This window comes from Clostridium prolinivorans, assembly GCF_004011155.1.
Taxonomy (GTDB): domain Bacteria; phylum Bacillota; class Clostridia; order Clostridiales; family Clostridiaceae; genus Clostridium_AT; species Clostridium_AT prolinivorans.
In genome coordinates, this window is the sequence record NZ_RJWG01000005.1 from 1 (window position 1) to 14,394 (window position 14,394).

14 protein-coding genes and 2 tRNA genes are annotated in these 14,394 nt (G+C 27.4%); 1 reads left to right on the forward strand and 15 read right to left on the reverse strand.

All coding sequences use genetic code 11. The features are described 5' to 3' along the window. Window positions 1-121 precede the first annotated feature (121 nt). The 10 genes from EGD97_RS06205 to EGD97_RS06250 form a co-directional block, all read right to left on the reverse strand. Window positions 122-197: transfer RNA gene (locus EGD97_RS06205), tRNA-Thr, on the reverse strand. A 29-nt stretch (window positions 198-226) separates the two neighbouring features. Further along, window positions 227-300: transfer RNA gene (locus tag EGD97_RS06210), tRNA-Gly, on the reverse strand. An 80-nt stretch (window positions 301-380) separates the two neighbouring features. Further along, complete coding sequence (gene sigH, locus EGD97_RS06215) at window positions 381-1,025, reverse strand: RNA polymerase sporulation sigma factor SigH (RefSeq protein WP_078681749.1); 645 nt, start codon at window positions 1,023-1,025, stop codon at window positions 381-383. A 71-nt stretch (window positions 1,026-1,096) separates the two neighbouring features. Then, the gene (locus tag EGD97_RS06220; protein ID WP_127836821.1) at window positions 1,097-1,609 is read right to left on the reverse strand and encodes an NYN domain-containing protein; all 513 of its coding nucleotides are present in this window, start codon (window positions 1,607-1,609) and stop codon (window positions 1,097-1,099) included. A 2-nt stretch (window positions 1,610-1,611) separates the two neighbouring features. Then, complete coding sequence (gene rlmB / locus EGD97_RS06225; RefSeq protein ID WP_127836822.1) at window positions 1,612-2,457, reverse strand: 23S rRNA (guanosine(2251)-2'-O)-methyltransferase RlmB; 846 nt, start codon at window positions 2,455-2,457, stop codon at window positions 1,612-1,614. Between the two features lies 1 nt (window position 2,458). Continuing rightward, window positions 2,459-2,890, reverse strand: a complete 432-nt coding sequence (locus EGD97_RS06230) for a Mini-ribonuclease 3 (RefSeq protein WP_078681752.1) — start codon at window positions 2,888-2,890, stop codon at window positions 2,459-2,461. Window positions 2,891-2,896: 6 nt separating this feature from the next. Continuing rightward, complete coding sequence (gene cysS, locus EGD97_RS06235) at window positions 2,897-4,294, reverse strand: cysteine--tRNA ligase (RefSeq protein WP_127836823.1); 1,398 nt, start codon at window positions 4,292-4,294, stop codon at window positions 2,897-2,899. Between the two features lie 344 nt (window positions 4,295-4,638). Then, a complete protein-coding gene (ispD, locus tag EGD97_RS06240; protein WP_078681754.1) occupies window positions 4,639-5,334 on the reverse strand; it encodes a 2-C-methyl-D-erythritol 4-phosphate cytidylyltransferase in 696 nt (231 codons plus the stop codon). 21 nt (window positions 5,335-5,355) lie between these two features. After that, entirely contained in the window at window positions 5,356-6,459 is a 1,104-nt protein-coding gene (locus tag EGD97_RS06245) for a PIN/TRAM domain-containing protein (protein WP_078681755.1), read from the reverse strand. Between the two features lie 123 nt (window positions 6,460-6,582). After that, on the reverse strand, window positions 6,583-7,056 hold the full coding sequence (locus tag EGD97_RS06250; protein WP_127836824.1) for a CarD family transcriptional regulator: 474 nt from the start codon (window positions 7,054-7,056) through the stop codon (window positions 6,583-6,585). A gap of 261 nt (window positions 7,057-7,317) precedes the next feature. On the opposite strand from EGD97_RS06250, the gene EGD97_RS06255 reads away from it, so the two are divergent. Further along, entirely contained in the window at window positions 7,318-7,722 is a 405-nt protein-coding gene (locus EGD97_RS06255) for a nucleoside triphosphate pyrophosphohydrolase family protein (RefSeq protein WP_127836825.1), read from the forward strand. Between the two features lie 137 nt (window positions 7,723-7,859). Here EGD97_RS06255 and disA read toward each other — a convergent pair whose 3' ends face one another. From disA to EGD97_RS06280, 5 genes are all read right to left on the reverse strand, one after another. After that, complete coding sequence (disA, locus tag EGD97_RS06260; protein WP_078681758.1) at window positions 7,860-8,924, reverse strand: DNA integrity scanning diadenylate cyclase DisA; 1,065 nt, start codon at window positions 8,922-8,924, stop codon at window positions 7,860-7,862. Between the two features lie 126 nt (window positions 8,925-9,050). Next, a complete protein-coding gene (gene radA / locus EGD97_RS06265; protein WP_127836826.1) occupies window positions 9,051-10,415 on the reverse strand; it encodes a DNA repair protein RadA in 1,365 nt (454 codons plus the stop codon). Window positions 10,416-10,684: 269 nt separating this feature from the next. Continuing rightward, window positions 10,685-11,443, reverse strand: coding sequence for a glucosamine-6-phosphate deaminase (nagB, locus tag EGD97_RS06270; protein ID WP_078681760.1), 759 nt, complete (start codon window positions 11,441-11,443; stop codon window positions 10,685-10,687). Next, a complete protein-coding gene (locus EGD97_RS06275) occupies window positions 11,440-12,165 on the reverse strand; it encodes a GntR family transcriptional regulator (protein WP_078681761.1) in 726 nt (241 codons plus the stop codon). Before EGD97_RS06275 ends, nagB begins: the two co-directional genes overlap by 4 nt. A gap of 162 nt (window positions 12,166-12,327) precedes the next feature. Beyond that, window positions 12,328-14,376, reverse strand: coding sequence for a penicillin-binding transpeptidase domain-containing protein (locus EGD97_RS06280; protein WP_164850167.1), 2,049 nt, complete (start codon window positions 14,374-14,376; stop codon window positions 12,328-12,330). Between the last annotated feature and the right edge of the window lie 18 nt (window positions 14,377-14,394).

A 14,394-nucleotide genomic window follows, 5' to 3' on the forward strand; every position in this document is an offset into this window, starting at 1 on the left:
ATATTTACATGTGGCTTGCTTCTTTCAAATTTTGCCTTTGACATTTTTATTTCCTCCTTTATTTCAAATACACTTACCCTGGTGTGTTATTAAATTAAATAACATAAAAAATATATTTTTATGGAGCCCATAACCGGGATTGAACCGGTGACCTCCACCTTACCAAGGTGACGCTCTACCTACTGAGCTATATGGGCAATTCAAACTTTTTAATAAATTAAATTTTTGGAGCGGGTGAGGGGAATCGAACCCCCGTAACTAGCTTGGGAAGCTAGGGCTCTGCCATTGAGCTACACCCGCTCATTAATTAAATTATATGTATATCACATACCAATTACTAATTTTAATATAAAGATTTTTATATGTCAATAGGTATTTTTTTACTTACCATATAGACTTTTTTCAAGTTTTCTTTTTACTCTTTGAAGTGCATTATCTATAGATTTTGCATGTTTATTTAAATCACATGCAATTTCTTGATAAGACTTTCCATCAAGATAAGAAGATAAAACTTCCAATTCCAAATCGGACAAAACTTCTCCAATTTCTACTTTTATATGTTTTAATTCTTCTTGGCTTATTACAATTTCTTCAGGATCTGTTACCTTAGCCATTGATAATATATCAAGCAAAGTCCTGTCCGACTCTTCATCATATATAGGCTTATTTAAAGATATATATGTGTTAAGCGGAATATGCTTTTGCCTAGTTGCAGTTTTAATGGCTGTAATAATTTGTCTTGTGATACAAAGTTCTGCAAAAGCTTTAAAGGAAGTCATTTTATCATTTTTAAAATCTCGTATAGCTTTATAAAGGCCTATCATACCTTCTTGATATATATCTTCCTTGTCAGCTCCAATTAAAAAGTAAGATTTTGCTTTTGCTTTAACAAAATTTTCATATTTATTAATGAGGTATTCTTGAGCTACAGTATTACCATTTTTTGCTTCAATTGCTATTTCCTCATCTAGTTTGTTTTCAAAGTCAGAAAAATTTTTTGTAGAAAATATAACGTTTTTATACAATATAATCCCCCCAAGTATGCCATGCCCTAAGATTAATTATACATTTAAACTATTTTTTTCGTCAAGAGGTTTTACTTGCTTCTTCGTATTTTTTCAAGTTTTTCCAAAATATCTTTTTGAATTCTATCTTCTATTAAATGTCTTTTCTCTGAATACTTTTTTTCTGATTTACTTCTAATCTTATTTTCAGCTTCTTTTACTTCAAAGTAAAATTCCAAAGATGACATTCTTATAGCTCCTCTTTGAAATGTAACCTGTTGTTCTAAAGAATCAGAAGTTACTACACAAACCTCTGTATTTCTGCCAATTTTATTTACAGTTTTTTCAATATAACTATCAGCAGTTTCTCCTTCTTTTGTATATACAATTATGAGATTATCTGTAATTTTTTCTTTTTTTTGAAGACTTCCACTGACCATATGAGCATCAAACACAATATAAACTTTATATCCCTTAAAGGTAGCATAATTTTGAATGTAATCTATAAGTTTTACTCTAGCTGCTTCTAAACTATATTCTTTAATTTTTTTAAGTTCGGGCCAACTATTTATAACATTATATCCATCAACAAAAACGTTTCTCAATTTTAATCCCTTTTAATCCTTTGTTTCAAAACTTCATACATCATTATTCCACCAGCAACAGAAGCATTTAATGAATTAATTTTACCTACCATAGGTATTTTTACAAGCATGTCACATTTACTTTTAGTAAGTTTTGAAATTCCTTTACCTTCGCTGCCTATAACAAGTGCTATTGAGCCTTTTAAATCTACATCAAAGCAATAACTCTCTCCTGCCATATCTGCTCCATAAATCCAAATATTTTTTCCTTTAAGTTCATCTATTACCGAATTAATATTTGTAACTTTTGCTATTTTCATATGTTCTACTGCTCCTGCAGAAGACTTATATACTGTTGAAGTTATACCTACATTTCTTCTTTTTGGTATAATAATTCCATGAGCTCCACAAACTTCAGCACTTCTTATTATTGCACCAAAATTATGAGGATCTTCAATTTCATCTAAAATAATTATAAATGGATTTTCTTTTTTTTCTTCTGCATATTTTAGTATATCTTCTACTTCAAAATATTTATAAGGAGTAACTAAAGCTATAACTCCTTGATGTGCTTTCGAGGCAGACATGCTATCTAATTTTTTTCTATCTACTTCTTTTATAACAATGCCCTTATCTTTAGCTAGTGCTATTACAACATTTATAGAACCTTGAGAATCGCCTTTTGCAATCATAATCTGTTCTATTGTTCTATCAGATCTTAAAGCTTCAATAACTGCATTTCTACCTTCAATAATATCTTCTCTAACTGGTGCATTTTCAATATTTTTTTTATATAAATTATCATTTTTAGCCGCCCGAACATTTTCATACTTTTCTTTTAATTCATCTTTAGTTTTTTCTTTTTTCATTTTATCCCTTCCTTTGATCTTCACATCTTAATTTTATAACAGTATTTAATATATAATTAAGCCTTTCATTTTGCTCTGTTAAGTATAAAAAACCTAATAGACTTTCAAAACCTGTAGCTATTCTATACTCCTGCACGTCAGCGTTTTTAGGTACAGTTGCTGATTTTGAATTTCTTCCCCTTTTAAATATTATTATTTCCTCTTTTGAAAGTTCATTTTCTAATTTTTTCATAAACTCACTTTGAGAGTGAGCTTTTACAAAAGAAATGGCTTCTTTATGAAGTTTATGTACAGACATATCTCTATTTTTATCTATAAGATATGTCCTTATAAAAACTTCATATACAGCATCTCCTACAAAAGCAAGTACTAAAGGATTTAGCTGCGCTGCTTCTTTTGTTGTAAATTTTTTCTTGAATAAATCAAAATCCATTAAATATTATACCTTCTTCCATCTTACTCCTTGTGGAGTATCTTCAAGAATAATTCCTTTAGCTTTAAGCTCATCTCTTATTTTATCTGCTAAAGCCCAATTTTTATCTTTTCTAGCCTGCTGTCTTTTAGCTATAAGTTCTTCTATTTCTTTTTCTAAATTTCCTTTGGTAGATTTTTGGAGTATACCAAGAGGTTTACCAAGTTCTCTTATAAGATCTAATGACAATTTTACAAGTTCTTTTGAAGAAGTTAATGTTACGTTAGTATTAATATCTCTTACTAAATCAAATATAACTGAAATAGCATCTGCAGTATTAAAATCATCATCCATCTTTTCTATATATTTATCTCTATAGCCATTTAATTTTTCTAAATAATTTTTTTCATCTTCATTCATTTTATCTATTTTTACTTCTTCTAAAAGACTTTCAAGGTTAGCTATAGCGTTATATAATCTTTCTAAAGAAGCTTTAGAAGCTTCTAAAAGTTCTTCACTAAAATTAAGAGGAGTTCTATAATGTGCTGAAAGCATAAATAATCTAATAACATCTGCATCATATTTTTCTAAAACTTCTCTTGCAGTAAAGAAATTATTTAATGATTTAGACATTTTTTTATTATCAACATTTATAAAAGCAGAGTGCATCCAATAGTTTGCAAATGGTTTTCCATTTCTAGCCTCACTTTGTGCAATTTCATTTTCATGATGTGGAAAGGCTAAATCTTCTCCCCCAGCATGTATATCTATTGTTTCTCCTAATAGTTTATATGCCATGCATGAGCATTCTATATGCCAGCCTGGTCTTCCCATTCCCCAAGGACTTTCCCAAGCAGGTTCTCCTAATTTTTGTTTTTTCCATACCGCAAAATCCATTGGATCTTTTTTTCTTTCATCAATGCTTATTCTCGCTCCAGCTTGAAGTTGTTCTAAATCCTGTCCTGAAAGTTTACCATAGTCTTTGAATTTCTTTGTACTAAAATATACATCTCCGTCAACTTCATAAGCATATCCTTTATCTATTAAATCTTTTACAAAATTAATTATTTCAGAAATAAATTCAGTAGCCCTTGGATTAACAGTTGCTCTTTTTATATTTAATGCATCTGCATCTTTATAATATTCTTTTATAAATTTATCTCCAAGCTCTTTAACTGTTATATTTTCAGCATTAGCTCTATTTATCATTTTGTCATCTATATCTGTAAAATTTTGAACAAATTTTACATTATATCCTTTATATTCTAAGTATCTTCTAAATGAATCGAATACTATAAATGTTCTTGCATTACCTATATGAAAAAAATTATACACAGTAGGTCCGCACACATACATACTTACTTCATTAGGCACAATTGGAACAAATTCTTCTTTTGTTTTTGAAAGGGTATTATATATTTTCATATTTTTCAACTCCTTTATAACTAATATTCTACCATACTTTTATTTTTATCCTATATATAATACTACAAATTAATATATATTTGCTACTTTAAAGTTAATTTTAGTCATAGTTTATAATAATCTTTATCGTAAAATCAATTAATTTTATAATACTTCCCCCTAAAAATTATATCATAAAAAAAATACTCACCAAAAGGCGAGAATTTATATTTAATACTATATATTTTTTATATAGATATAAAACTTAAAAATTTAATATAGCTTCATGATAAAATAATCTTCTTTGTTATAAACAAAATATATTATATACTTGGATTATTATTTTACTTAATTATATTTAGTTTTCATGTTGTATGTCTATACTCTAATATTTTTTCTCCAATAATTAAGTCTTCAGGTGTAGTTATTTTGATATTATTATAACTTCCTTCATAAAAATATACTTTGTTTCCAAAATACTCAGCAATGCTTGTATCATCAGTAAATTTAATATTATATTCAGCTGCTTTTTTATGGCAATTAAATATAATATCATATTTAAAACATTGAGGTGTCTGAACAGCAAAAAGTTTATCTCTATCTAAAGTTTCTTTAGAAAAATTATTTTCATCTATAATTTTTATTGTATCTTTAACCTTAACTCCACAAGCAGCCGCTCCAAATTTTTCAGCATATTTTATACCTTCTAAAATATTTTTATTATCTACAAAAGGTCTTGCTCCATCATGAATTAATACTATATCATACTCTGATGCAGCTTTTAATCCATTATACACTGAATGCTGTCTTTCTTCTCCACCGTAAACTACAGCTGAAACTTTATTAATGTTATATTTTTTTATTATTTCATTTTTACAATACTCTGCTTCTTTTTCTGATGTAACAAGAATTATACTGTCTATTAGATTGCAATTTTGAAAAGCCATAAGTGTATAATAAAGTATAGGTTTATCTTTTAATTTTAAAAATTGCTTATTTATATTAGTACCCATTCTTTTACCTTTACCAGCAGCAACTATAATTGCACAAACTTTATCCATAAAATACACCTTAACCTTTACTTAAGCTTCCATTTCTTCTTTACGTCTTGCAAAAATCATTCTTCCTGCAGCAGTTTGAAGTACAGAAGTTACTACTACATCTTTTGTTTCTCCAATATACTTTCTTCCGCCTTCAACTACTATCATAGTACCATCATCAAGATAAGCTACCCCTTGTCCTGATTCTTTACCATCTTTAATTATTTGAATTTTCATCTCTTCGCCTGGTAAAACTACAGGCTTAACTGCATTTGCTAATTCATTTATATTAAGAACTGAAACACCTTGAAATTCTGCAACCTTATTTAAATTATAGTCATTTGTTATAACTTTTCCGTTTAAAACCTGTGCAAGTTTTAATAATTTACTATCAACTTCTGCTATATCCGGAAAATCTTTTTCATATATTTGAACATCTATATTAAGTTCTTTTTGAATTTTATTTAATATATCTAGACCTCTTCTTCCCCTGTTTCTTTTTAAAGCATCTGAAGAATCTGCAATATGTCTTAATTCTTCAAGTACAAAATTAGGTATAATAAGAGACCCCTCTATAAAACCAGTTTGACATATATCAAATATTCTTCCATCTATTATAACAGAAGTGTCTAAAATTTTTGCATCTCCCTTTTGGGGTCCTTTAGATTTTTTTTCCTTTGAAACACTTCCTTTTTTTATATTTGAAAAGAAATTTATAAGTTCTTCTCTTTTCCTTACAGCTATATCAGCTCCTATAGATGCTAAAGCCACAGCTATAAGTACAGATATAATTGTCCAAAAAAATGATATTTGTGCAAGTAGTATTCCAAATAATGATGCAATAATAAGTCCTACAATACCTCCTGTTGTAGCAAAAATAATTTCATTTACAGGAATTTTTTGAATGCTCTTTTCCATATAATCAATTGCAGCAAATATAAACTTGTTAATCCAAGGAGAAATTAAAAATAAAATAAATCCAAAAATTAATGTACATAAAATTAAAAATATTACTTTTAAAATAATATTACTATTGAAATAGTTTAAACTGTGGAAATAATTAGGTTTTAAAAGAAATTTTCCAATAAAAAAACCAATTATTAATCCGGTTGCAGTAAAAAGACCTCTAAAAATCTTTTTAAGCAATAAAATCACCTCCCTTTACATTATTAGCAAATTTTTCAAATTTAAATCTGTTTATATCTAATATATATTATAAAAATATTTTTTTCAATAATTAGAGGCCTTATTTAATAATAATTTATTATATTATTTTAAATTTCTTATAATTTTTAATGCTTCATTTAAGCTTATATCTAAAACAAGCATTATTTCACTTCCAACTAGTTCTTCAGCTTTATTTAATATTTTTTCTTCTCCTAAAGGCATAATGCCCTTACTTTTTAGATAATATAAATCCCTTAAAACTTCACATTCTTTCTCTAAAATTCCAGTAGATATTTTATCATTATTATTTCTATATCTTTTGCTCCATTTTTTTTCTATTTTCTTAGGTTCCTCTTTAATTATATTAATGCAGTTATATAACTGTTCTTTTGTTACAATTTCTCTTATTTTGTAATTTTTTATTCTATTTATAGGTATAGACAAACTTATTTCGTTTATAACTAATTCTATATAAACAAATTCACATACAATATCATATATATTTTTTAATTCAATATTTTTTATTATTCCAGCGCCATAATTAGGTACAAATATTTTATCACCATTAGTTAACATCTTTTTTCCCCCTATCTTTATAAGTGTTCTTGATTTATTATATAAATGTACATAAAAATTTGTCCTATGGTTTGTTGACAAAATTATCTGAAAAATTTTATAATTACATTAAGATAATGGAAAAATAATTTTCAGAACAAATTTTTTGTATATTTTGTTGTTTTATAAGCAGAGAATAAAAATCAAAATTATTTTTTTAATATTTTTATTTTTCAAGTATTTTATAGAAGATATTAAACTTATTTAAGGAGTTGAGACCCAATGAAAGATGTTATCTTCGACGATTTTCAAAACTGCGTAAGCGAATCTTTGTTAAGACATAGAAGTGTTTTAGATATAATGACTAAACTTCAAGAATCAGACAGCAGAATTAATAGAGCTGTTGCTAAAGCTGTTACAAATTGTGGCTGTATGTCTATAGAGGCTAAAAAGCAAAAAATTGAAGATTTAGATGACAATATAAGTATTGAAGATTTAAAAGATCAATTTGAAACTCATATTAAAGGAGTACCTTGCGATAACTGTAGAGATGTATTAGAAAAAGAAATAGGAAATCATTTATTTTATATTGCTTCTTTATGTAATCTTCTTGATTTAAATATGTATGACATACTTTTAAAAGAATATGATAGAATAGAAACTTTAGGTAAGTTTTCTTTAAAATAAAAGTATTACAGGAAATTTTTGAAATCTAAAAAATTTAAAATCTAATATAATTTAATTTGTTGAAATAAAATAAAAGCGGCACTAACTTTTGTGCTGCTTTTTAAGTTTAATTTTATTAAATTTCTTTAAGTTCTAACTTATATAGGCTTATCAATCATTATCTGCTCTCTAAGTCTTCTTAACCCATTTTTAATAGCTTTTGCCCTAGCTTCTCCTATTCCTTCTACTTTATCAAGCTGCTCATAAGAAGCTTCCATAACTCCTTTAAGCTCTTTAAATCTTTTGATTAAATTTTCTATAACTCCTGAAGGTATTCTAGGTATTTTACTTAACATTCTAAATCCTCTTGGAGAAATAAATGTATCTACTAAAGGTACTCCTGTATATCCAAGTATTTTAGATAAATAATCTAAATCTAAAAGTTCTTCTTGTGATATACTTTGAATCTGTTTATAAATATCATTGTAATCTAACCCATTTTGACAATAATCTCTTATTAAATATATTTCATCTTGTTCAACAGATTTTACAAGTTCATTTAGCTGCATAGAAACAAGCCTGCCTTCGTTGCCAAGCTCACATATGTACCTTTCTATTTCTCCTACAATTCTCATAACCATTTCTGTTCTTTGAATAACTGTTATAACATCAAAAAGTGTAGCTATATCCTGAAATTCTAGCATATTTAAATTACTTATAACTCTATCAAGTACAACAACATATTTTTCTAAAGTTTGTATAGCTTGATTGGCTTTACTAAGTATTACACTTGTGTCTTTTAAAATATATTTAAAATTATCCTTGTATATAGTTATAATATTTCTTCTTTGAGATATAGCAATAACTATAGCACCTGTTTGTTTTGCAACCCTATCTGCAGTCCTATGCCTGGTACCTGTTTCAAATGTAGGTATGCTTGAATCTGGTACAAGCTGAGTATTAGCATATAATATTTTTTTAAAATCACTGCTTATTACTATAGCTCCATCCATTTTAGCAAGCTCATATACATAAGTTGGAGTATATTCAGAGTTTATATAAAAACCTCCATCTACTATATCTAAAACCTGCTCACTATCTCCTAAAACTATAAGTCCACCTGTTTTAGCCCTAAGCACATTTTCAAGTCCTTCTCTTAAAGGTGTACCTGGAGCCATAATTTTAAGTATATTTAAAAGTTCTTTATCTTTTTCAATTCTCATAATTAATCACCCTATTTATATACTTTATTTAATTAATTTATATTTGAGTAACTAAAGTTCTTATTTTTATTTTTTATATTAGTCTCAAATCTATTTATATTAAATAAATTTACTTTTAAATTAAATTTATTTAAAAACCTTTTTTATGGCTTCCTTAAGAGAGGAAATCAATATAACATCTGCATCCTTTGATTGTGCTTTTTCTCTATTTCTATATGGTATAACTATATTTTTAAAGCCCATTTTAATTCCTTCATTTACCAATCTATCACAATAAGAAACTGGTCTTACTTCTCCAGTAAGCCCCACTTCTCCTATAATTAACCCTTTTTCTAAATTTAATTCTTTACCTTTTAAACTCGATATAAGAGCTAAAGCCAAACCTAAATCTCCATAAGTTCCATAAATATTTAAACCACCTACTACATTAACATATACATCGCAATTATAAAAGGGGATTTTAAGTTTTTTTTCAAGTACTGCTAAAATTAAATTTAATCTAGAATTGTCTATTCCTACTGAAGTTCTTCTTGGTATAACAGCTTTAGTCTCGCTTACAAGTGCCTGTATTTCTACTAGTATAGGCCTTGTGCCTTCCATAACACCTATAACAACTGCTCCTTCTTTTGTAGAGCTATTTTCTTCTAGAAATACTCTTGATGGATCTGTTATTTCTTTAAGTCCAGTACTAGACATTTCAAATACACCTATTTCACTTGTAGTTCCAAAACGGTTTTTTACTGTTCTTAATATTCTAAAGTCTTCTGTTCTTTCTCCTTCAAAAGTAAGCACAGCATCTACCATATGTTCTAAAACCCTTGGTCCTGCTAATTCTCCTGCTTTAGTTACATGAGCAACAATAAAAAAAGGTATATTTCTAGTTTTCCCAATACGCATTAAATCACTAGAACATTCTCTAACCTGAGAAACACTTCCTGGAGCAGAAGTTAAGTTATTTTTATACAAAGTTTGAATAGAATCTACTATTACAAATATAGGGTGAACATCTTCTATATGCTGCTCAATAATATCTATATTAGTTTCAGATAATATATAAAGCTCTGAAGAAATAGCTTCTAGTCTATCTCCTCTCATTTTTATCTGTTCTTCTGACTCTTCTCCAGATACATAAAGCACCTTACCATATCTTTTTGCAATATTATTTGCAGTTTGAAGAAGTAATGTTGACTTCCCAATACCTGGATCCCCGGAAATGAGTACTAAAGAGCCTTTTACAAGTCCCCCTCCTAAAACTCTATTAAGTTCTGATATACCTGTATCAAATCTTTCGTATTCTCCAGATTTTATATTTATAATACTTTGAGGCTTGTTACCAGTACTTATAGTAACTGCCCTTGTAAAGTCTTGAGCTGGACTTTTTTGCTCTTCTGTCATACTATTCCACGATCCACATTCTGGACACTTCCCCATCCATTTAGGATTTTCATAACCGCACTTTTGGCAAATAAATACCGTTTTTGATTTAGCCATAATTCTATCACCCTTAGTTTATAAGATTCTATTATTATACTCTTTTAAAGTAATGCTTTCAATTGATAATAAAATTTTTCAAATTCTAAACTTTTAAAAATTTAGTTATAATATATTTTTATAATTATTAAAATTATTAATCAAATTTTAATAAAAAAATCTGCAAAATTTAATTATTTTGCAGATTTTTTGTTATATATATTATTTCATTGTAATAATATTTTTGTAATAATATTTAACTACAGTTTTATCCAACAAATTTTCTTTTGTTATACATATTTTATTTCATTGTTTGAATTGTGTTTTAAAAGTGAGGCTGCTTCCTTATCTACTATTACAAGTACATCTGGATGAACTTGTAAAATAGATGCTGGAACTTTTGTACTTATTTTATCCTCTACTAATTTAGCTATTATTTCAGCTTTCTTTTTTCCGCTTGCTAAAAGAATTATTTTTTTAGCTTTCATTATACTCCCGAGTCCCATAGTTATAGCCTGAGTTGGTACTTCTTCTATATTTTCAAAAAATCTTGAATTTGCTTTTATAGTTTCTTTAGTAAGATCAGTTAAATGAGTGTTTAAATTTAAATAATCTGAAGGCTCATTAAATCCAATATGCCCATTTGTACCTATACCTAAAAGCTGAAGATCAATTCCACCTGCTTTTTCTATAGCTTCATCATATTCTCTGCATTCTTTTTCTATATCTTCTGCTACACCATTTGGAATATGAGTTTTATTTTTATCTATATTTACATGATTAAATAAATTTATATCCATAAAATATCTATAGCTTTGAGGATGGTCGCCTTTTAATCCTCTATATTCATCTAAATTAAAAGAAGTTACCTGTGAAAAATCTACTTTATGTTCTTTATTTAATTTTACTAATTCTTTATAAACTCCTTCTGGTGTACTCCCTGTTGCAAGACCAAGAACTGCATTAGGTTTTACATATAAAAGTTTAGCTATTTCATTAGCTGCAATTTTACTCATTTCATTGTAATTATCTGCTACTATAACTTTCATTTTATTTTACCCTCTTTCCTAAGCATATTAACTTCTAATATATATTTATCTGATCTATAAATAGATTCTTCAATAAAAATTAATTTACCATTATTAGTTATATTTTTACTAAAAGATTTTAAAAGAGGAACATCTTTTTCAATTCTAAATAGCTTTTTATAATTATCATCTATAAGTATAGCTTGTATAGAAGCTTCAGAATGATCTATAAATATTCCTTTTTCTTCTAATATGTTATATAAAGAATACTCAAGCTTTTTTCTTTCTACACCTTCTAGATATTGTAACGGAATATATACAAGTTCTTTAGCAATTACCTCTCCTTCTACAATTCTTAATCTATCTAATTTATAAACTTCATCATATGGAAGTAAATTTTTAAGATTTTCTAAAGTATGCACTTTTTCAAATGTTAAAATTTCTGTTTTAAGTTTAAGGCCTATTTTTTCAACCATCTCTGAAAAGCTCATTATATCTCTTTGCTTAACCTTAGGTTCACAAACAAAAGTTCCTTTGCCTTTTTCTCTATAAAGAACGCCTTCTTGTACAAGTTCTCCAAGTGCCTGTCTTACAGTCATTCTGCTTACATTGTGTTCTATAGAAAGCTCTCTTTCGCTGGCAATACATTCTCCAGCTTTCCAAACTCCTTTATTTATTTTTTGTTTAATATCTTCTTTTAATTGATAGTACACAGGAATTGGACTATTTTTATCTACACTCATACTTAAACACCACTCTTTATTTATATAATAAATTCTATTTATTATATATTATAACCTATATACCTATAGATGTCTATACCAGTTTAAATTTTTTCTATATAAAAAGCAGTTTAAATTAAGTTAAACTGCTTTTTAATGTTTCAGCTATTTTTTATAAGCTTTTTAGTGTTTTAAGTATTTTTCCATAACATTCTTTACTTTAGGAACTACATAAGAACTTCCACCCTTATTTTCTACATTTTCAATCATCATAACAGTCATAATGCTTGGGTTTTCTGTGTTATAAGAAATAAACCATCCATTTTCTTTTCCAGTTTTCCCTTGATTTTGTTTTAACTCTGCAGTACCAGTTTTTCCTGCTAAAGTTATACCTGATATTTTGGCATCATGTCCTGTCCCATTTGGATTTTCTATTACTTGAATTAAATCTTTATTTATAATATCTGCAATTTCCTTTGATATAACATTTTCTTTCCAAATTTTAGGATTATCTGTTTTATCTTTCATCTCCAATATAGGTTTTAGTATATTACCGTTATTTACAAAAGATCCATAAATAAGTGCAAGCTGAAGTGGATTCATAAGCACATCACCTTGTCCATAACCGCTATCTGCAAGTTTAATTCCATCTTTATCATTTATATCTCCTATTTGCGATGAAACCATAGGAAATGGAAATTCTATCTTTTCCCCAATTCCAAAATCTTTAGCTCCATTTATAAAATTATCTTTCCCTATATCTAAAGCTGTTTTAGCAAAATATATATTATCTGAATATATAAGAGCTTCCATTAAATTTAAAGATGTATATTCACTATGTACCCTTGTTACAAAATAATTTCCCCAAGAAGAATCTTTTTGCCATTTTTCTCCTTGAATTGTAATCTTTTTAGAAGGATCTAGTTTGTTAGTTTTGAGCCCTATTGCTGCAGTAATTGGTTTAAAAGTAGAACCTGGAACAGTAGCATTACTAAATTTACTTAAAAGAGGCTTGCTTTCATTTTTTTCTAAAGCTATATAATTTCTATTACTTATTTCACTTACAATTAAATTAGGATCGTAGGAAGGAGTGCTTACCAATGCTAAAACTTCTCCTGTTTTAGGATTTACTGCTACTCCTGTTCCACTATCGCCTTTAATTTCATTATAAATATTTTTCTGCAAATTTATATCTATAGAAATAGTAATATCCTCTCCATCTTTTTTTTCTTTTTCAAGTACAACTTCCTTTTGTACACCTTTATCATCATTTATATAAATAGCACCACCAGCTTCTCCCCTAAGTCTTTTTTCATAAATTGATTCAAGTCCTGTTTTTCCTATAATATCACTACTATCATAACCTTGATCTTTATATTTTTTAAGTTCTTCTGCAGTAATATTATCTACATATCCTATAAGCTGTGCTGCAGCTTCTTTTTCAGGATAATATCTTATAGTAATATCTTCAGAGGCAGTTGAAGTAAAAACTCCAGGAAGTTCTATAGCCTTTTTGGCTTTATCTATATCATCTTCTCTAGAAAGCCTCATTACAAATGCTCTTTGATCTGGATGAGACTTAACGTAAGGCTGATTTAAAACATTTTCAATTTCTTCTTTAGTAACTTTTAATATACTTGAAAGCTGATTTATGATATTTTCTTTATCACTTTGAATTTTTTCAGGAACAATATAAATATCAACAGCCTTTCTATTTACTGCCAAACCTTTCCCATTTCTATCTTTTATTTCGCCTCGCTTACCAATACTTTTTACATAAGAAATACTATCTCCTTTAGTAAGATTAGGTAAAATCATGCTTTCATCCCAAACTACATACCAATCTTTGCTTTTCCCCTGCTTTTCGTTTATAAGACTTACTTCATATGTAAAATCTTTATTACCTATAGGGGTTTGTAATGATATTTTTACTGGAAATTTAACTTTATTATCTTTATCTTTTTCAAACTTTTCAGGATAGCTTGGACTTATAATTATCTTACTTACATGTGCTGCATCGTATATATTTTTATATCTTTCAGTAAAATATTTCTCATCTATATTTTTTTTAGATTCACTAGATAACATATTATACATTGATGAGTAATCCTTTTGAGCAAGAAATTTACTAAATTCATCAAAAACAACATTAGGACTTTTACTTTTAAAGCAACCTGTTAATGAAAATACTATAATTAATAATAAACCTAATAAATGTTTTTTATTTTTCACCACACTCATCTCCCTTAT